The sequence below is a fragment of the Burkholderia cenocepacia genome, from assembly GCF_014211915.1.
In the GTDB taxonomy this organism is placed as follows: Bacteria; Pseudomonadota; Gammaproteobacteria; order Burkholderiales; family Burkholderiaceae; genus Burkholderia; species Burkholderia orbicola.
In genome coordinates, this window is record NZ_CP060039.1 from 2984615 (window position 1) to 3004360 (window position 19746).

At 63.9% G+C, this 19746-nt stretch carries 12 protein-coding genes, 1 tRNA gene and 2 pseudogenes; 4 read left to right on the top strand and 11 right to left on the bottom strand.

Annotated features, from left to right (window positions below; translation table 11 throughout):
- Positions 1 to 31: 31 nt before the first annotated feature.
- The gene (locus SY91_RS14110; protein ID WP_023477504.1) at positions 32 to 1069 is read right to left on the bottom strand and encodes an AraC family transcriptional regulator; all 1038 of its coding nucleotides are present in this window, start codon (positions 1067 to 1069) and stop codon (positions 32 to 34) included.
- A 224-nt stretch (positions 1070 to 1293) separates the two neighbouring features.
- On the opposite strand from SY91_RS14110, the gene SY91_RS14115 reads away from it, so the two are divergent.
- Positions 1294 to 2403 carry a fatty acid desaturase gene (locus tag SY91_RS14115; RefSeq protein ID WP_023477503.1) on the top strand — a complete coding sequence of 370 codons (1110 nt, stop codon included), beginning with the start codon at positions 1294 to 1296 and terminating at the stop codon, positions 2401 to 2403.
- Between the two features lie 29 nt (positions 2404 to 2432).
- Here the strand turns inward: SY91_RS14115 and SY91_RS14120 are convergent, their stop codons facing one another.
- From SY91_RS14120 to SY91_RS14150, 7 genes and pseudogenes are all read right to left on the bottom strand, one after another.
- Positions 2433 to 3053, bottom strand: a complete 621-nt coding sequence (locus SY91_RS14120) for an HAD family hydrolase (protein ID WP_006478328.1) — start codon at positions 3051 to 3053, stop codon at positions 2433 to 2435.
- Positions 3054 to 3177: 124 nt separating this feature from the next.
- Positions 3178 to 3726, bottom strand: coding sequence for a hypothetical protein (locus tag SY91_RS14125; RefSeq protein ID WP_260632435.1), 549 nt, complete (start codon positions 3724 to 3726; stop codon positions 3178 to 3180).
- Positions 3715 to 3996 (bottom strand): annotated as a pseudogene (locus SY91_RS14130) (virulence factor); the annotation flags it as partial. The gene SY91_RS14125 and the pseudogene SY91_RS14130, both read right to left, overlap by 12 nt.
- A 22-nt stretch (positions 3997 to 4018) precedes the next feature.
- Positions 4019 to 4282, bottom strand: coding sequence for a PAAR domain-containing protein (locus SY91_RS14135; RefSeq protein ID WP_006478327.1), 264 nt, complete (start codon positions 4280 to 4282; stop codon positions 4019 to 4021).
- Between the two features lie 9 nt (positions 4283 to 4291).
- Positions 4292 to 5773: a hypothetical protein gene (locus SY91_RS14140; RefSeq protein ID WP_006478326.1), complete on the bottom strand. Its 1482-nt coding sequence runs from the start codon at positions 5771 to 5773 to the stop codon at positions 4292 to 4294.
- Positions 5770 to 8031, bottom strand: a complete 2262-nt coding sequence (locus tag SY91_RS14145; RefSeq protein ID WP_006478325.1) for a hypothetical protein — start codon at positions 8029 to 8031, stop codon at positions 5770 to 5772. Before SY91_RS14145 ends, SY91_RS14140 begins: the two co-directional genes overlap by 4 nt.
- A 23-nt stretch (positions 8032 to 8054) precedes the next feature.
- Complete coding sequence (locus SY91_RS14150) at positions 8055 to 10832, bottom strand: type VI secretion system Vgr family protein (protein WP_006478324.1); 2778 nt, start codon at positions 10830 to 10832, stop codon at positions 8055 to 8057.
- 556 nt (positions 10833 to 11388) lie between these two features.
- Between SY91_RS14150 and SY91_RS14155 the strand changes: the two genes are divergently transcribed.
- From SY91_RS14155 to SY91_RS14165, 3 genes are all read left to right on the top strand, one after another.
- Positions 11389 to 13578, top strand: a complete 2190-nt coding sequence (locus SY91_RS14155; protein ID WP_023477500.1) for a TonB-dependent receptor — start codon at positions 11389 to 11391, stop codon at positions 13576 to 13578.
- Between the two features lie 57 nt (positions 13579 to 13635).
- Positions 13636 to 13726: transfer RNA gene (locus SY91_RS14160), tRNA-Ser, on the top strand.
- 575 nt (positions 13727 to 14301) lie between these two features.
- Entirely contained in the window at positions 14302 to 15066 is a 765-nt protein-coding gene (locus SY91_RS14165; protein WP_006478322.1) for a hypothetical protein, read from the top strand.
- Between the two features lie 129 nt (positions 15067 to 15195).
- Here the strand turns inward: SY91_RS14165 and SY91_RS14170 are convergent.
- From SY91_RS14170 to acs, 3 genes and pseudogenes are all read right to left on the bottom strand, one after another.
- Positions 15196 to 17210: pseudogene (locus SY91_RS14170) on the bottom strand (sodium:solute symporter family protein).
- 3 nt (positions 17211 to 17213) lie between these two features.
- Entirely contained in the window at positions 17214 to 17558 is a 345-nt protein-coding gene (locus SY91_RS14175) for a DUF4212 domain-containing protein (protein WP_023477496.1), read from the bottom strand.
- Between the two features lie 85 nt (positions 17559 to 17643).
- Positions 17644 to 19626, bottom strand: coding sequence for an acetate--CoA ligase (acs, locus tag SY91_RS14180; RefSeq protein ID WP_069232912.1), 1983 nt, complete (start codon positions 19624 to 19626; stop codon positions 17644 to 17646).
- Positions 19627 to 19746: the final 120 nt, after the last annotated feature.

Consider the following 19746-nt stretch of genomic DNA (forward strand, 5'->3'; position numbering starts at 1 on the left):
GGACCGGCAAAAGCCGGCGCCGACGCGACGTTCAGCGCCGCTCGCTCGGCGTCACGCCCGTCCAGCGCTTGAACGCGCGCGTGAAATTGGCGCGGTCGGTATAGCCGACGCGCGCGGCGATCTCGTCGACCGGCAACCGCGTGCCTTCGAGCAGCCGCAGCGCGTCGCGCAGCCGGATCTCGTCGAGCAGCGCCGAATAGGTCGCGCCGTATTCGGCGAGCTTGCGCTTGAGCGTGCGCGCCGACACATGCAACTCGCGCGCGACGTCGTCGACCGACGGATAGCCGCCCTCCCCGCAGATCAGCAGGTTGCGCACGCGCTCGACGATGCTCTCCGCATAGCCGAGCCGCGCGAGTTCGGCCTCGCACTGCTGGACGATCATCTGCGCGGTCTGCGCGTTCGCGGTGCCGATCGGCTCGTCGAACAACGCGGCGTCGCAGCGGATGCGGTTCGCGCTCGCGTCGAAATGGCAGCGCGGCAGCCGCGCGCGATAACGCTCGAACCACGGCGGCTCCGGCCATTCGAAATGGAGTTCGGCACGCGACTGCAGCGTGCGTCCCGGCGTCGGATACAGCAGCGAATTGAACAGGATCGCGGTTTCGACCAGAAAGTTTTCCACCGCGAACTGGCGCAGCCGGCCGAGCGGAAACGCTTCGAGCACGTCGATGTCGACGATGCCGTCGAGCTGCGCGAGCCGCACCGAGAAAAACGGCACGCGCGTCGGCAGGTAGCGGATGCCGAGCGCGATCGCCTCGCCGAGCGTCGCGCAGCTCATCAGCCCGAAGCCGATCAGCCCCGCTTTCGTCAGGCTGCTGCGCAGGCCGATCTCGATCGCGATCGACGGATCGTCGGTCGCATCGAGCAGGTTGAACACGATCGCCGCCTGCTGCAGCGGCGTGATGCGCGCATCGGGCTGCGCGAGCCGGTCGCGCGCGACGCCCGAGCCGGCGAGAATGCGGCCGCCATCGATGCCGCGCTCCTCGGCCAGCATCAGCATGAACAGCGCATACGCGGACGACACCGTCGCCTTGTTCAACTGGCGCGCGGCATCCGGAACGGACAGGGCCATGCGGCGAACTCCGGAGCGGTTTCGGCGGATTGTAGCGTCGCTGGCCCGCGATGACACCGCGGCGGCACTCTAGCGGGCCGACCTCCGCTCAGGCGCCCGCGCGTCGGCCAACGTGGCCCGAAATGACACCGCCATTGGCACCGATGGCCCTCGCCTGCGTTCCGGCACGCGCTATGCTTGTCACATCGGCATTGCCCCCACTCTTTTCGCACGGATTCCGGTCGATGAGCCAACCCGCACGAACCGCCTTTCGCCACGACGCCGACAGGGTCGCGTACGTCCGCCGCGAAGTGAACGCGGCGAGCGACGCGATCCGCGCACGCTTTCCGCTGCTCGACCGCCAGAACCTCGTCGGCGCGACCGTGATGGCCGTGTCGGTGAGCGCGATGCTCGCGATCGCATGGCTGTATGCGCGCGGCGCGATCGCGTGGTACGCCGCGCTGCCGCTCGCCGCGTTCGTCACGTCGCTGATCCACGAGCTCGAGCACGACCTGATCCACCTGATGTACTTCAAGAAGACGCCGTGGGCGTATCACCTGATGATGGCGCTATGCTGGGTCACGCGGCCCGGCACGATCAACCCGTGGACGCGCCGGCGCATGCACCTGCACCACCACAAGGTGTCGGGCGGCGAATCGGATCTGGAGGAATTCGGCATCACCAACGGCGAGCGCTGGGGCGCGAAGCGCCTGCTGATGATCGCGGACGGCATGCTCGCCGTCGTGCTGCGGCCGGCCGCGATGCGTCGCAAGGTGAAGCAGTACGTGGCCGCGCAACCGGTGCAGGACCCGTCCGAACGCCTGCAGTTGCGCATCGAGCAGGTGTCGTCGTACATGCCGATCGGTCACCTGTACTACACGCTGTGGCACGCGTTCATCGTCTATCACGTCGGCCTGTTCGCGCTGCATGCATTCGATGTCGCGGTGACGGTGCCCGCCGCCGTCGAGCGCGTGATGAGCGTCGTCGATTTCCTGGCGGTGGTGTGGCTCGGGCCGAACTTCGTACGCAGCTTCTGCATCAACTTCGTCAGCTCGAACATGCACTATTTCGGCGACATCGACTCGCGCAACGTGATCCAGCAGACGCAGGTGCTGAACCCGTGGTGGATGCTGCCGTTCCAGCTGTTCTGCTTCAATTTCGGCAGCACGCACGCGATTCATCATTTCGTGGTGCGCGATCCGTTCTACATCCGCCAGCTGACCGCGCGCACCGCGCATGCGGCGCTGCGCGAAGTCGGCGTACGCTTCAACGACGTCGGCACCTTCGCCCGCGCGAATCGCTGGGGCGGCTATCGTCCGCCCCGCGCGGCGCGCAACGCGCCGGCCGACGCGTAACGGCGGCGGCGCGCCGCATCAGCGCCGCGTCAATCGCCGATCGGCGGCATCGGCCCCTGCCCGCGAATCCATGACCAGTGCGCGAGCTCGGCCATTTCCTTGTCGCCGCGACTGTCGCCATACGCGAACAACTGCTTCGGCGGCCGGTTGCCCCACCATCCGCGCAACCGCACGACTTTCTGCGGCCCCCAGCAGTTCTCGCCGTCGAGGCGCCCGGTGAAGATGCCGCGCTCGAACGCGAGCCGCGTCGCGAGTACCGCGTCGAAGCCGGCCGTCTTCGCCCACTTCTCCAGATACAGCGACGGCGACGCGCTGACCAGCACGACTTCATGCCCGCGCGCCCGATGCTCGCGAATGCGCTCGAGCATTTCCGGACGCACGAGGCGCGGCAGATAACCGTCGACGAATGTGCGCGCGTGCGCATCGAGCGCGTCTTCGCGAATCGGCCCGAACGCGAACGACGCGAACTTCGCCTTCGCGTCGCCGCGCGACAGCAGCCCGGCCTTCATCGTGACGATCCACGGCAGCGCGCGCAACCCGGCCCACGCGAAACGCGGCGTGCCGACCGCCTGGCGGACGAAATGGCGAAAGCTGTCGGTGGTCGTGATGGTGCCGTCGAAATCGAAGGCGGCGACGATGCGGTCGGTCATGGAGAATCGGCGGGGAAAGCGATGAGATGCCCGGGAAGATAGCAGACTCGCGAGGGCCCGCGCGAAACCGTACCGCCCGACACGAGACCGCGCGCGGCGAAGCGCATGCGGTCGGATCGTTCGCTCAGCGCGGCGGCCGCGCGGCCAACGCCGCCGGCAGCACGACGTTCATCAGGTGATCGGCGCGCGACAGCAGGTCGGTCACGCGCTCGTCGAGCCCGCGCAGTTGCGCCGGCTGCATCCGGATCGGCTGGACGGCCTGCCCGACGACGTTGCGACGGTCGAACAGCGTGCGTTCGACGCCCGCATCGTCCGGCGCCCGCACGACGCCCGACACCGCGCTCAGCGCCGCGAGCACGACCACGAGGTTTTCCTCCGCATGGCGGACCTTCGCGGCGAGCTCCTCGGTACGGCGCGGGAAAAAGCCGAGCGACTGCTTCAGCGCACCGAGCGCCGCGCGGTAGTCGACATGGCTGGACGCCCCACCGAACCAGCGTTCGAACATGCCGGCCCTGCGCGTTGCCTGCGCGAACATCCCGGCCATCATGTCGGCCGCGCCGAGTTCGTTGAATTCGCGCGTCGTCGCCGCGACGGCTTCAACGAGGTTGCCGGATGTGCCGCTCGATGCGCGGCGCGTAGTCGGGATAGAGATTCGGAAAGCTGTCCGGATCATATCGTCGTTGGCGTTCGGTTTGACTAACCCAAGCGTCCACAGCAATTGCCACTCGGTCGGATAGTCACGCCGCAGCGGATTGAGCCATTCAAGTCCGACAGCCTGGGCAACAACCGGCACAGCCGGCACACCTTCGACAAATTGCGCCGATGTGGCGCTCGTCTCGGTCCGCAACGGCGGGCCCGACAAGAGTGTTGCCATGACAATCGAGACGCACCCGATGCGTCAAGTGTGAAGCAGTGCAGGAATAGTCCCGATCGAACCGGCCAATCGAGCGCGCCGGTTCGGCAATTCATTCCCGTCCGGAGGACGCGAGACTCGAAATCAACGTCGCACCACATGAGGTCTTGTGACCATCGAACGCGGCCGGTTTTCCATCGACGATGACCTGCGGATCGCCTTCGGCGATAAAGCAGGCCTGATGGCCCGCGATCGGACAGATACACGTATCACCGAGCCGGGCGACCGGCCGCCCCATCACTTCGATGACCGAGCTGCCGGTCACGACTTGACCGCCGTGGCTCGTTGCGTCGCCGACTCGAATGATTCCGCGCATGCGCGCTCCTTACTTTGAATAGCCTTGGGTCGTAGGACTCGCATCGTGACGATGTCCCCACCAAGGCAGATAGGCGTTGTTTCCACCGCGTGCACGAAACCAGTTCTTACTTGCGTCGATCGGCGTCAGTTTCGAGGGCGCGATCACTACCATCGCTGTCGGATGCTCGGTGTCGGTCGTTCCGGCTACGAGCACATTTCCACCGAGGTGATTCGCCCGGCCGATCGCCAACGCCACATCGGTCAGCGCCGCGCCGGCCCCCATGTCACCGAGCAACGCCGATGTATTGAAGGTCTGCGTACGGAAATCGTACTCGGGCAGCACTTCGGTCAGCGTCTGCGACAGTGAGGCAATACGTGTCGATGCAGCATCGCTGCCCTTACCCGCGTCGTGCACGACGTAATTCACCGACGACACCGGCACACCCGCATTATTCGCCGCCGTATTGATCGTCGACTTCCACGCCTGCACCGCGCGGCTCGCGCCTTGCTTTGCCTCGAAGTCCTTGACGTTGCTTCGTGCGGCTTTACCGATCCACGCCAGCGGCTCGCGCTCAGTCTTCAGATCCGGGCCAGCAAGGAATAGCACCACCATATTCTCGTTGATCTGTTCGTCGTTCGGCGGAAAACTCGGCGCGTCCCAGTTCATCACCCATGCACTCTTGTCCGGATGCGTAGCCAGATAGTCCAGCGCGGCGTCCAGCGATGCGAAGCCGGCGTTGCCGTGGCCCGTCGTCACGTGCACATCGGGCGGTGTGTCGCGGCTCCATAGATTTTTTGCGGATGGATTGCCGATTTCGAATATATTGATAATGCGATTGCGCAGATAAGACGCAGCCGATACAGGCTCAATTCGACCAGAAGGAATAGCCAGTTCGACGTGCACACCAGCCAACTCCCGCCACTTCCCTTTCTCATCCGCACTGACGGTATAAAAATAATCTTCGTTGGTAAAATACGGAACCCGGAACAGCAACAACAACTTATCAACATACTTCTCATAAAATCCAGAAAAAGATTCGCTACCTCGATTACCATCGGCGACAATGGAAATTGCCTGCAACGTCGAATATTTCTTCGGGTTCGTTCGAACCATATCGTCGTTGACATTTGGCTTGACTAGACCAAGCGTCCACAATATTTGCCACTCGGTAGGGTAATCTCTGCGTTGAAGGGGATTCATCCATCCAAGCCCTACAACTTGAGCAACGAAAGGTTTGGATGAACTGGCTCCAGCTATGGGAACTGCCTTATCGGTCGACGAGGCAGCCACCGCGCGAGGGGCGGCAATCACTGTTGCGAACGCAAATACCATGATTGCCACGAGCCCAGGGACCAGCACCAATCGTCTCATCAGATTACCCATACTCAATAACTCTCCCGTCGGCTTGCCAGACAAAATCAATATCAAAAATGATGCCCCTAAAGCAAGAAACAACGCAAGACTTGCAATCCCGACTCGGCGCGGCCAGGTAGAAATGACCGCCCTCACAAAACACCTCCCAGCTTCATGAAAAATCCGCCATCTCGCTCGTCATATATTTTCCCTGGCATCTTGGCATTGTCGTCTTTTTTTGCCCAATCGGGCAAAAACAATTCGCCATGCTTGCCAGTATTTATATAATCCATCAAATTGAAATTAGGATCACTCTTCCTGGAATCACTGGCGAACCTCCAATCAGCTTGAGTTCTGAGATATGTCAGATCTTCTTCAGTCAGATAGCAAAGCCCAATTGCGACATCATAAGCCAACGCCTTTTCAGCATGGTCCTTGTTGGTCATGATGGTCGAATGGTTGGTGGGGTTATTCTTGTCCCCGCCGTTCAGAATCTGAAAAATCTCATTGTTCCGCCATTCGGTATAGTCAGCACTCGCTGCCTCCGGATTGTCTTCCCCGACCACATTTCCTTCCTTGTCGACCCAGCGACGATTTCCGGATCTCCGCGCTTCCATGCGAAGAATCGAATGATCCTCATACCGCTGCGCAGCCTCGGACGCCGCATCCCCCTGCGCCTTCAGCGCATCACCCTCAGTCTTGAATTTTTCCGACTTCGCGTCGAAGTTGTCATACGGATCGTCATCCCGCTTGTTCTCCTTGTTGGCGTCACGCCCAGCCGACGGCGGATCGTAACCCTCGTTGAAGCACCCTTCCTCAATCGGTTTGCCTTGCGCATCGCGAGCACCCGATGGTTTGCCGTAGCGCAACGCCTGCGGCAGAAAGCGCGTTTCCTTATCGAGCATCGGTGCGGTAATCGGGATTTCCCAGTCTTTTGGCGGATCCTCATTGACCGGCATGTTCGTCAAATTGAACAGGTAGAGTGCCGGGCTCGTTGCAATCGTGAAAAACTTCGCGATCCACCCTTCATTGGAATGCATGCCTCGTCCAAGACCATACCGCGCAGGTGGTGATGGCGGATACCAGAAACCTTCCTTCTGGTTCTTGTCCTTGCGCCAGTCATCCTGCCAATACCGATAGAGCTTGTTCTCTCCGCCGACCTCGAAATTCGACGCGAACACGCGTTGCGAAAAAACACCCCACGCGTTCGTCGCACTGATCTCGTCGACACTCATCCCGCGCCAGCCGATTCCCTGAACGGTCAGGGCAGAAATGACCTGATCGTGCGGGCAACAGTACAGCGTCACTCTCCCGTAGGTGTTTTTCTGATACAGCCCATGCGCCTCCCGGTCCTTGGCTGCGCTATACGGCTTGCCCCCGTTCTTCGACGGTCGTGCGTTTTCCATTGCCCGATCGAGATCCTCCGCAGGCATCTCGAGCTCGGCCCGGGCACGCAGGATATCGAAGTATGCCCTCAGCGTTTCCTTGCGCGCGACATAGGTCTCGCGCCCCACGTGCCCGTTCTTGTCGCGCACCCCACGCTGGGCCCACGAGTCGGTCATGTTGGCCTCGACGAGACTGTACGGGGGATTGGCGAGAACATAGGTATCGGCTACGCAGCGCCCTTTCTTGCCCCATTGATCCGTCACCTCGGGCAACCGATCACCGAGGAATGCAGCGGCAAGGCCGATCATGTTTCCCTGGCTGTGGCATACGATCGTGATCGGCGCGTCGGCCTGTCGCTTGCGGATCGATTCGACCAGACGTGCAAGCCGCAGAGCACCAAGCACGCCATAAGTGCGCGGTGGCGTGGAATAGATCTTTCGATTGCCGATGCCGTTCATGTGCTGGACGGTCAGCCACAGAAAGAGCCGATCGTTCAATCCGTCGTTCCACAGGTCCGGCAGACTCGAACACCCGCCCGCGAACGGGCCACCGCCCCAGTAATTCTTCTCGTTGAGCATGATCTTGTCGCCATACTCCTTCAACTCCACCGCATTCGCGGCATAGCCCCACCGAAAGTGAATGACGGGCGAAAAGGACGGATCGGGCGTGATGTACGTCTTCGACGACATGTCCGGATTCAGGAAACCGTCTGGCGTCAGGCTTTCGATATAACTGACCGGCGTCATCTGCCCGGCCACCGGCCCCCAATGGAACAGCTGATCGTCATAACGCCCCATGCGCCGGTTCAATCCGGCACACAGCCCCTTCTCGGCTTCCTTGAACCATTCCCCTTCCGAGTTCACCCCATGCACGAAAATGACGACGCCCGGCAGCGGCATCTGCATCACGCACTCGAGGTCGTTGCGGTTGAATAGCGTCGTCCCCAGTCCACCGCCCACCGAAGTCTGCGAAGGGTCATCCGTCGACGGTTGCCCGCCCGGGTTCTGCGCAAAGTTGTAGTTGAACATGTTGTTTTTCTTGAAGACTCAGCTCAGGTTCTCGACTTGAAAAAGCGAACCACCAATTGTTCGAACTGATCGCTGCTGACCGGCGCCAGCTTGCCTTGCGCGTCGGTCTTCCCCTTGATCAATTCGCCCGATGCCTTTCGCACCTCGGCTTCCATGCCCTCGACCGGCTGCCCGTCAGTGGCCCGGACCAGCTTCGGCACCCGCCCGAGCGAGCCTTGGTCGAACTTCGGAAAATCGGCGCTCATGCTCGCCGGCCCGGCCCACGTATGCGATGCGGACTTGACGGTAAAACTCCCCGGACACCCGAGCTCGATATCACCGCCATGCAGCTTCAGATACGCGCCGCCCGACGTCACGAATACGACCTGCTCGCTGGCCATGCCCGCGAGCTTGCCGCCGCCCGCCGTCATCTGGATGTTCTTCGCCGAATCGATCTGCGTGTCGTCGTTCTGGCTCTGCAGCGCCACCTTCCCCTGGTTGGCGATCGCCGACACGCCCTCGCTGTGGGCGAACATCGCGACGCCATGCCCGGCCTGCAGGTTGATCCGCTGCCCGCTCGTGTACTGCAGGTGGTTCTGCGCGACGACATCAACGTTGCCGCCCGCATGGGTCGTCACGGTCTTGGGCGTCGCCATGCTGATGCCGGCCGGCGCGGTGATGCCGATCGCGGCCATCGACACGCCTGGCGATTCGCCGCTGCCAGATGCCTCGCCATTCGGCCAGCCTTTCACCGTGGTCATGAGTGCATCGTGCGGCTGCGTATCCGGCGCCACGCCCTGATGCTGGCCAGCATAGTCGCCGAGACTCTTGAACAGCTCGACGCATTCCTGCATCAACTGCAGATACTCGTCCCGCGCGAGGTGGCCGTCACTCGCGCGCAGCCGTTCCCAGGCCGAAATCAGCATCGCCTTGCCGCTGCGAATCGCCACGTGCGCATCGCTGCGCAATTCGGCGCCTTCGCCGCGTGCCGCCCCCTGCCCATTGTCGCGTGGCTGCGTCAGATAGCCGAGGTTCAGCTGACTGTACGCATGCTCGCTCGCCAACTGGCTGCTGATCTGCCCGGGCGTATCGTCGAAGCGGATCTGGTTGTACCGCTGCCCCTTGATTTCCTTCGTCTTCGTGCCGGAAAGATAGCGGTTGCCCGGCAGCGCGCCGGTATGGCTGAAGGTTGCCGGCATGTTCGGCCCGTTGGCCAGCACGCCCATCACGACCAGCCGGTCCGGATCGCCGCCGATATGACCGATCAGCACCTCCATGCCGACGCGCGGCAACGTATTCGCGCCGAAATTCGGCCCGGCGAGCGCGCAGGCGACGCGCACCGGCGCGCTGTCGGACGGCGTGCCGCTCGTACCGGCACCCTGCGCGTGCGCATGATCGTCCGCGCTCAGTCCCTGGATCCGCACACGGATGCGGCCCATTTCATCGCAGAACACCTCCTCGCCCTCGGGCCCGACGACGACGGCCGTCATCGGATGCACAGGCGGCAGGTCGACGTGGGGATCGTAGGCAGGCGTCAGCGGCACACCTCGCCGCACGCACGAGAACGTGTTTTCGTAGCGCCTGTCGCTTTCGTCGCCCGGCTTGCCGTTCACGTCGGACGGCACCGCGTTGAACAGCACGCGGCTTGCCGCGAACAGCGATTGCGCGCGCTCGTTCAGTTCCTTCGGCAGGTTGTTCCGCACGCAATGATGAAGTGACGTGACGACAAACTGCCGCTGTTCGGCGGGCAACGTGTCGAGTTGCGGATGCTCTGCGAGCGCAAACCAGTGACCGACCGCCAGATCACGCACATTGCTCACGCCATCGACGGATTCGGCACGCAGTTCATGCGCCAGCATCCGGTCCTTGCCGATCCGGTCGAGATCGGACGACGAATCCCCGGCGTGCGGGATATCGATGACGACGTCGGCCAGCAAATGCCCGAGATCGTTGCCGCCGTCGCCCTGATCGACGATCGTCGCCTGCTCGGTTTGCGACATGCGGCCGCTCTTGTAGTCCCACGTCGGCCGGACGATCTTGCCCGGGATCAATCGGCGGCTCGTCGCCCACAGCGTGATCGAGTCGCGCTCCTCGGTAGAGGCGTCGCGGTGGTAGCGGATGGTACCGGCGGCCGTCTCCGGCAACTTCATCGAGTCGTCGGCAAAGACGAGCGTATGAACCGGCGTGTCGTTCGCATTGCCGCTCGCCCGCTCGCCGGCCTTGCCCGCCTTGACGAATACGGTCGCCCCCTCGCGTCGCAACAGCCGCCGGATGAAGTGCGCGTCCGACTCGTTGACCTGCCGCGTGAGTTCACGCGCCGGGTAACGCTCGGTTTGCAGACCGGATAGGTCGAACTCGAATGCACCCGCGAGCGCCGAACTGCGCTGGCGCCATTCCTGAAGCAGCACCCCCAGGATGTCGGGCAGGCTCTTGGACCGATACAACCGCGAATTGGTCCGCCGCTCCATCACGGACAGCACGTCGCGAATCGTCAACTGGTAACAGGTCAGTGAACCGTCCGATTGTCCGGTGCGAACGTCGGTGACAATGCCGTTGATGGTATGGAGACGCCCGCGATCGGTCGTCATCTCGACGGAGACCGGCAGCCCGATGAAGCTGCGGATCGGAAGATCGGCCCGTGCCGACACGCAGGTCAGATGCCCCTCGATGCCCGTCATCAAGCCTTCGCGGATATCGGCATACTGAAGCGCGAGCACCTGCTCGAGCGTTTTCTGGGCGGGCCCCCAGTTCATGCGCACCGGCCGATTGTTCTGATCGACCACCCCGGACGCAAATGCGCGTAGCAATTCGGCTGTATTCACAGCGTGACTCTCAGGATTTTGTTTGATTTCGTTATTCGGCGAGCAATCACGCCCGCTGGTCCGTCCTGGGAGTGCCGCCCGTCTGGTTTTCGGCGAGCATAGCAAATCTGTCAAGTTGATGACGGCTTTTTGACAGAATTTAGAATCCTTTTTTCCAAGCGCCCAACCGGACTCGACAGTTCACATTCTTTCGAATCGGGTCGGTCCCATCCCGTGCCCCTCGACCGTCGTCCCACCGTCGTTCCCGTACGCCTCGCATCCCCGATATGGGCCGGATGAACACCACAACCGGTACGCGTGGTTTATTGCGACGAATGTGGACTTCGCATGATCGCATGCCATCCGACGCCCCCTCGGCGGTCATGCACCATCGCCCGTGAACGCCCAGTTATCTCAAATAGTGGGCCGCCCCTCCCGTAAACGACAATGATTCTCGTTTACGTTAGACTCCGCCGCTCGATAAAAACACGTCCGCGACAGTACGGACGCGTCACGCCGCCCGGATTCCGACTTGCCGCCCTGGGATGGATCAACGACCACACCCGATTTGCGTCCCATGTCGACACTTTCGTTACCCGTCCGGCGTCTCACGCCGATTGCCTTCGGCATTGCGCTCGCCTGCACCTTCCCGGTCGCCGCACGGGCCCAGCAGGCGACTTCCGCCGCCGTCAACGCCAATGCCGCGTCCGATGCCACCATGCTGCCGTCGATCAACGTGACCGGCGCGGCCGAGCCGCTGCCCGGCGACCTCACACCGACCTACGCCGGCGGCCAGGTCGCGCGCGGCGCGGATTTCGGCGTGCTCGGCCGGCAAAAGGCGAGCGACGTGCCGTTCAGCATGACCACCTATACGTCGAAACTGATCGAGGACCAGCAGGCGCGCACGCTCGCCGACGTGCTCGACAACGATCCGGCCGTGCGCAGCGCCTCCGGCTACGGCAATTTCTCGCAGGTATTCGTCATCCGCGGTTTCGAGCTTGCCGGCGACGACGTGTCGCTCAACGGCCTGTACGGCGTCACGCCGCGGCAGCTCGTCCAGACCGATGCGGTCGAGCGCGTCGACGTGTTCAAAGGCGCGAATGCCTTCCTGAACGGCGCGTCGCCGAACGGCTCGGCGGTCGGCGGCGGCGTGAACCTGCAACTGAAGCGCGCGGACGACAAGCCGCTCACGCGCGTCACCGTCGACGGCGCCACGTCCGGTTCGCTCGGCACGCATGTCGACATCGGCCGCCGCTTCGGCAGCGAAGGCCAGTTCGGCGTGCGCGTGAACCAGTCGATCAGCGGCGGCGACACGGCCGTCGACGACGAGCGCCGCCGCAGCAACGTGACGGCGGTGTCGCTCGACTGGCGCGGCGACAAGCTGCGACTGTCCGGCGACTTCCTGTATCAGCGGCAGCGGATCGACAACGGCCGCCCGGTCGTGCTCGTCAGCGGCGATCAGTTGCCCGCCGTGCCGTCGGCGACGCACAACTATGCGCAGCCGTGGAGCTTCAGCGAACTCGAGGACACGGTCGGCATCGTGCGCGCCGAGTACGACTTCCTGCCTGCGTGGACGGCCTACGTATCGGCCGGCGCACGCCATACGAACGAGCACGGCGACTACTACACGCCGACCTACTCGTCGTCCGGCACGACCGGCTCGCGCCTGAGCGTGCCGCACAAGGAAGATGCGCAGTCGGCCGAGGCCGGCGTACGCGGCCGCTTCACGACCGGCCCCGTGTCGCACTTCGTGACGGCCGGCGCGTCGTTCATCCGCATCGACAGCCAGTCCGCGTACACGATGTCGAACGCGTTCCCGACGACGCTCTACGATCCGGCACCGATCGCGTCCCCGCCGACGGCCTACACGGGCGGCGACATGAACGATCCGGGCACGGTCACGAAGACCTGGCTGCGCAGCCTCGCGGTGTCCGATACGCTCGGCTTCCTCGACGACCGCGTGCTGTTCACGATCGGCGCGCGCCGCCAGTCGATTTCGGTCGACAACTTCAGCTACACGGGCGCGGTCACGGGCGTCTACAGCGACGCGATCACGACGCCCGTGTTCGGTCTCGTCGTGAAGCCGTGGCGCAACGTGTCGATCTTCGCGAATCGCAGCGAAGCGCTCGCCCAGGGCGAGATCGCGCCGAACACCGCGCGCAACGCAGGCCAGGCGCTGTCGCCGTACCGGTCGAAGCAATATGAAGCCGGCATCCGCTACGACACCGACAAGTACGGTGCGTCGCTTGCGCTGTTCCAGATCGAGAAGCCGATGGCGTACACCGATCCGGCGACGAACCTGTTCGGCGCCGACGGCACGCAGCGGCACCGCGGCATCGAGACGGCCGTGTACGGCGAGCCGTGGAAAGGTGTGCGGCTGATCGCCGGCGCGACGTACCTCAACGCGACGCTGCAGAACACGGCGAGCGGCGCGAACGACGGCCACCGGCCGATCGGCGTGCCGTCGTTCCTGCTCAACGCGGGCGCCGAATACGACGTGCCGATGCTGCGCGGGCTCACGCTGACCGCGCGCTGGCTCCACACGGGGCCGCAGTACCTGGACGTCGCGAACACGATGTCGATCCAGGCGTGGGACCGCTTCGACCTCGGCGCGCGCTACGCGACAAACGTGTTCGGCAAGAAGACGACATTGCGCGCGACCGTGCGCAATGTCGCGAACAAGTCGTACTGGTCGTCGACGATCGGCGGATACCTGACGCAGGGCGACCCGCGCTCGGTGTGGCTGTCGATGACGACGGATTTCTGACCGACGCGGAAGGGAGTGGCGGGCTGCCGCCAGAGTTTGCTATACTCTCGGTCTTCCGGAGAGATGGATGAGTGGTTTAAGTCGCACGCCTGGAAAGCGTGTATAGGTTAATCGCCTATCGGGGGTTCGAATCCCCCTCTCTCCGCCAGGATTCACCAAAAAAGCCCCGCAGAATCAATGTTCTGTGGGGCTTTTTGTTTTCCGACCCACAAACCGATATCAAAGTGCCGCTTCGGGGCAGAATAGGGGAAGACACGGGAATGCCTTGCCGTTCTTCGTGAAGTCGAGCATCGTCGGTCGAGACGGCGATGAACCAGCGCAAGCAAACGTACGAATCGGTCCATGCGCGCTGGCGGAAGATTTCGCCCCGCATATCCTGTGAAGCGCCACCGTCACAGTAGGCAGGAATCATGGTCGGCAGCGTGTCGAATTCCTGTAAAAAATTCTGCCTGACACTCGCCTTTCATGCGGAAGCATCGGGGCCCACGTGAACGTCGCCTCGAATCGAATAAGCCACCACGTTAAGGTCGGCATGTATCTCCTGTCGCTGTGGTTGCTCTTCGTGCCCGTTATTTAATAGCGGATGTCGACGCAACGATCTGTCTTGATTGCGCGCTCCTCCCTCGTCCGGCTCTAGCAACGTTGGCACTGAAAAGAAGATGACTTATCCTCCGATAGCCTGGCTTCTAGAATCTCGATCTCAATACGAAAAGGTGAAAGCACGTGTCACTACGGAAAGGTGTGCATGTCGCGCTATGGCTTGCGAGCGCTTGCAGTTTCATGGGCTTTTCAGGTGCCTTCGTTGCGGTCGCATCCGCTGTCGAGCCGGGCGAGTATTTCTATGTCGAAGGCGGTCACTCGCATGGCGCGCTCGTCGTGAAGGGCGGTCGATTCACGCTCGATACGATTGGAGGCAACTGCCACACCTGTTCACTCACGGGCACGCTCAAAGGCAATACGGGCGTGGCCACTGATGGCGGCGAAACATGTCGTATTTCCATCACTGGCGGCCACGGCGCGGTGAAGGTCGATTCCGGCAATACCGATGCGTGCCGTTCGTATTGCGGTGTACGCGCGATGTTTGACGGCGCCTATCGACAGCCCACCGCAGCGTGTACGGACCGCTCACGTGCGGCACGACTCACGCAGGCCCGCGCTCTTTATGTAAAGAAGAACTACGCGGCGGCCGAGATGGTATTTACATCATTGATAGACGAATGCACGCGCGACATGGACTGGATCGAGATCGATCGCGTGCGCAGCGATCTCGCGCTGACGCAATACCATCTCGGCAAAAGTGCAAAATGCCTTGCTACGCTCTCGCAGACGACGGCGATGCGCAATCATGACGACAGCGACAACGAGAGTGACGCCTCGTTCGGCCTGCCACCTTGCGACGCGACCAACTACCAGTCGACGGGGAAAGCGATCTTGCACAATGCCGCGCTATGCAAAGCGCCTGTTGCGGCACGCGGGGTCACGAATTGAACGTGAGCCGAGCAGCGGGCTTGATGAGTCGGCAAGGTCGGGCGTGCGTCACACGGCGACATCCGGCCGAACGCACTGGCGGCAGGTGCGGTCCATCGGGCCTATCCGCGTTTCGTCGCCCCCTCCCCCTCACGGATGCCGAATGTAATCCACCAACGCCCGCGTATACTCATCCGGCCGCTTATCAAACAGACTCACCACGATCGCCACCGCGAACCCCGCCGGCACGCCGAACACGCCTGAGCTGATCGGCTCGATCCCGAACCACGTACGCCCGGCGAACCCGGTCAACTGCGTGAAGAACGGATAAGTCGACACGATGTAGTACACACACACCGCCAACCCCGTCACCATCCCGGCGATCGCGCCACGCGTCGTCGTGCGCTTCCAGAACACCCCCAGCACCAGCACCGGAAAGAAGCTCGACGCCGCCAGCGAAAACGCGGCGCCGACGAGGAACAGGATCTTCCCGGTATTGAGCGACGCGACATACGACGCGAACAGCGCCACCCCAGCAGCAGCACCTTCGAGATCGTCACGCGCCGCTGGCTCGACGCATCGGGCGCGACCATGCAGTAATAGACGTCGTGCGACAGCGCGTTCGCGATCGTCAGCAGCAACCCGTCCGCGGTCGACAGCGCCGCGGCCAGCGCACCGGCCGCGATCAGCCCCGACACCACGTACGGCAGCCCCGCGATCTCCGGCGCGGCCAGCACGACCATGTCCGGCTGCATCTGGATTTCCGACCAGTGCACGATGCCGTCGCGGATCACCTCGACGACACTGATCAGGTCGGGTTCGAAGTGATGCCATTGCGTGACCCACGCCGGCAATTCGGCGAACGGCCGCCCGACGAGATTCGCGAGGATCTCGTACTTGATCAGCACCGCGAGCACCGGCACGCTCAGGTAGAACAGCGCGATGAAGAACAGCGTCCAGCCGACCGAACGCCGCGCCGACGCGACCGACGTGGTCGTGTTGTAGCGCGTCAGGATGTGCGGCAGGCTCGCGGTGCCGAGCGACAGACACAGCAGCAGCGCGAGGAAATTCCGCTCCCGCGGCTTGCGTTCGTCTTCGCTCGCGGCCGGAAACGGCTCGTGCATCGGCACGGGCGGCTCGGCCCGCGCGAGCAGGTCGTCGCGCGCCTGCGTCCACGCCACGCGCGCCGCTGCCGGATCGCGCGGGAAATCGGCCAGTTCGCGCTCGCGCTGGCTGATCTCGCGCAGCGGCCCGTTGTGACGGCGCAGGTCGGCAAGCTGGTCGACGAGATGCCGGCGCGCATCCGCATAGGACGCCGGCAGCCGGTCGAGCCGCGTCTGGATAGCCGCGGCCTGCCGGCGATACGCATCGCGCACCTGCTGCTCGTCGTGCGCGTCGCGCACCTGCGCCTCGCGCGCCGCGACGCGCTCCATCAGCTTGCCGTAATTGAACTGCGGCACGGGGCCGAGCCCGTTCTTCATCGCGATCAGCGACACCGGAATCAGGATCGCGCTGATCAGGATGATGTACTGCGCAACCTGCGTCCACGTAACCGCGCGCATCCCGCCGAGAAACGAGCACACGAGAATGCCCGCGAGCCCGCAGAAGATGCCGATCGCGAAATCGACGCCGATGAAGCGCGTCGCGATCAGGCCGATCCCCTGGATCTGCGCGACCAGGTACACGAACGAACACAGGATCGCCGCGCCGGCCGCAAGCGCACGCACGGCCGTGCTCGAGAAGCGCGTGCCGAGAAAGTCGGGAATCGTGTAACGCGCGAGCTTGCGCACATACGGCGCAAGCAGGAACGCGACGAGGCAGAACCCGCCCGTCCAGCCCATCACGTACGCGAGCGCGTCGTAACCGGTCGCGTAGAGCGAGCCGGCCAGGCCGATGAACGACGCGGCCGACAGCCAGTCGGCCGCCGTCGCCATCCCGTTGAACGCGGACGGCACGCGCCGCCCGGCCACGTAGTACTCGACGAGATCGGACGTGCGCGACAACAACCCGATCACCGCGTACACGGCGATCGGCACGAACAGGAACACGTAGCCGATCCAGACGCCCGAGCCCGTCGCGCGCTCGATCCGCCACATCAGCAGCACGAAGCCGAGAAACCCGAGCGTGTAGAGCGCGTATGCGCGTATCAGTCGATGCGTCAGCATGAGTCAGCGCCCGCCGTTCGCATGGCCGGCGCGCGCCGCATGCTCGTCGTACGCGCGGCGCAGCGTGCGGTCCGCGCGCTGCATCAACCCGATGTAGACGACGATCAGCACGAGGTACACGAGTATCGCGCCCTGCGCGCCGACATAGAACGGCAGGCTGAAGCCGGCGAAGCGAACGCCGGCGAGCGCGGGCCCGAAGAACGGCACGATGAACGACACCGCGAAGCCGATCACCATCAGCACCGCGATCAGCGCGACGTTGAAGCGCCAGTAGCGTGCGTGCGCACGCGCGAGCGGTTCGGGAACGGGGGGCGGCGCGGCAGGCGCCGAACGGGTCGGAACGGTCATGCCGTTATGTAGCAAAAAGCCCCTGCGCGGGCAATCGGGATTGCCGCGCAGGGGCTCGTGCGCGAGATGCGCAACCGGCAGGCGCTCAGCGCACTTCGGTGAGCTGCTCGAGGATGGCCGGATTCTCGAGCGTGGACGTGTCCTGCGTGATCGCCTCGCCCTTCGCGAGCGAGCGCAGCAGGCGCCGCATGATCTTGCCCGAGCGGGTCTTCGGCAGGTTGTCGCCGAAGCGGATGTCCTTCGGCTTCGCGATCGGCCCGATCTGCTTGCCGACCCAGTCGCGCAGCGTCTTCGCGAGCGCCGCCGCTTCGTCGCCTTCCGGGCGCGAGCGCTTCAGCACGACGAACGCCACGACCGCTTCACCGGTCGTGTCGTCCGGACGGCCCACTACCGCCGCCTCGGCCACCAGCTCATGCGACACCAGCGCCGACTCGATCTCCATCGTGCCGAGCCGGTGGCCCGACACGTTCAGCACGTCGTCGATCCGGCCCATGATCGTGAAGTAGCCGGTCTCCTTGTCGCGCACGGTGCCGTCGCCGGCCAGATAGAGCGTGCCGCCGAGTTCTTCCGGGTAATAGCTCTTCTTGAAACGCTCCGGGTCGCCCCAGATCGTGCGGATCATCGCGGGCCACGGGCGCTTGACGACGAGAATCCCGCCTTGCCCGTTCGGCACGTCCTGGCCGGTCTCGTCGACCACCGCGGCCGTGATGCCCGGCAGCGGCAGCGTGCACGAGCCCGGTACGGTCGGCGTGGCGCCCGGCAGCGGCGTGATCATGTGGCCGCCGGTTTCGGTCTGCCACCACGTATCGACGATCGGGCAGCGCTCGTGGCCGACGTGCTTGTGGTACCACATCCACGCTTCCGGATTGATCGGCTCGCCGACCGTGCCGATGATGCGCAGGCTCGACAGGTCATAGCTCTTCGGATGGACCTTGTCGTCCGCTTCGGCCGCCTTGATCAGCGAACGGATCGCGGTCGGCGCGGTGTAGAACACGGTGACCTTGTGATCGCCGATCATCTTCCAGAAGCGGCCGGCGTCCGGATACGTCGGCACGCCCTCGAACACGACCTGCGTGCCGCCGCACGCGAGCGGGCCGTAGGTGATGTACGTGTGGCCCGTTACCCAGCCGATGTCGGCCGTGCACCAGAACACGTCGTCGGGTTTCCAGTCGAAGGTCCACTTCATCGTCTGCGCGGCCCACAGCAGGTAGCCGCCCGTGCTGTGCTGCACGCCCTTCGGCTTGCCGGTCGAGCCCGACGTATACAGGATGAACAGCGGATGCTCGGCGCCGACCCAGGTCGGCTCGCAGCGGTCGGATTCGCCATCCACCAACTCGTGCATCCACAGGTCGCGCTCCGCATGCCAGTCGATCTTGCCGCCGGTGCGGCGATAGACGATCACGCTCTTGACCGCTTCGCAGCCGCCCAGCGCGATCGCCTCGTCGGCGATGCTCTTGAGCGGCAGCGTCTTGCCGCCGCGCGCCTGTTCGTCGGCGGTGATCAGCGCGACCGCGCCGACGTCGACGAGCCGCTCGTTCAGCGATTTCGCGGAGAAGCCGCCGAACACGACCGAGTGCGTCGCGCCGATGCGCGCGCAGGCCTGCATCGCGACGATGCCTTCGATCGACATCGGAATGTAGATGACGACGCGATCGCCCTTGCCGATGCCGCGTTTCTTCAGCGCATTGGCGAAGCGCGACACGCGTGCGAGCAGGTCCGCATAGGTGACACGGGTGACGGTGCCGTCGTCGGCCTCGAAGATCACCGCGACGCGCTCGCCGTTGCCGGCTTCGACGTGGCGGTCGAGGCAGTTGTACGACGCGTTCAGCTCGCCGTCGTCGAACCATGTGTAGAACGGCGCGTTGCGCTCGTCGAGCACCTTGGTGAACGGCTTGTGCCACGTGAGGCCTTCGCGCGCGAGACGCGCCCAGAAGCCTTCGTAATCCTGCTCGGCCTCGGCGACGAGCGCGCGGTAGGCCGGCATGCCGGAAATGGTCGCCGTCTTCTCGAGCGCCGCGGGCGGCGCGAACTGACGGGTTTCGTGAAGAACCGATTCAATCGCAGACATCGACTACCCCTTGGTGAACATGAATCCTCTGCATGGCGGCGCGATCGTGCGCGCCGCGCGTCGTCCTGGCCGGCGCCTGCGCGCCGCTGTCTCCCACCACCTGCACGCGACCGCGAAGGC

What these genes read in the sequence shown, in the direction of transcription:
- SY91_RS14110 (WP_023477504.1), bottom strand. Translation starts at nt 1,069, where the DNA reads ATGGCCCTGTCCGTTCCGGATGCCGCGCGCCAGTTGAACAAGGCGACG.
- SY91_RS14115 (WP_023477503.1), top strand. Translation starts at nt 1,294, where the DNA reads ATGAGCCAACCCGCACGAACCGCCTTTCGCCACGACGCCGACAGGGTC.
- SY91_RS14120 (WP_006478328.1), bottom strand. Translation starts at nt 3,053, where the DNA reads ATGACCGACCGCATCGTCGCCGCCTTCGATTTCGACGGCACCATCACG.
- SY91_RS14125 (WP_260632435.1), bottom strand. Translation starts at nt 3,726, where the DNA reads ATGATCCGGACAGCTTTCCGAATCTCTATCCCGACTACGCGCCGCGCA.
- SY91_RS14135 (WP_006478327.1), bottom strand. Translation starts at nt 4,282, where the DNA reads ATGCGCGGAATCATTCGAGTCGGCGACGCAACGAGCCACGGCGGTCAA.
- SY91_RS14145 (WP_006478325.1), bottom strand. Translation starts at nt 8,031, where the DNA reads ATGTTCAACTACAACTTTGCGCAGAACCCGGGCGGGCAACCGTCGACG.
- SY91_RS14155 (WP_023477500.1), top strand. Translation starts at nt 11,389, where the DNA reads ATGTCGACACTTTCGTTACCCGTCCGGCGTCTCACGCCGATTGCCTTC.
- SY91_RS14175 (WP_023477496.1), bottom strand. Translation starts at nt 17,558, where the DNA reads ATGACCGTTCCGACCCGTTCGGCGCCTGCCGCGCCGCCCCCCGTTCCC.
- acs (WP_069232912.1), bottom strand. Translation starts at nt 19,626, where the DNA reads ATGTCTGCGATTGAATCGGTTCTTCACGAAACCCGTCAGTTCGCGCCG.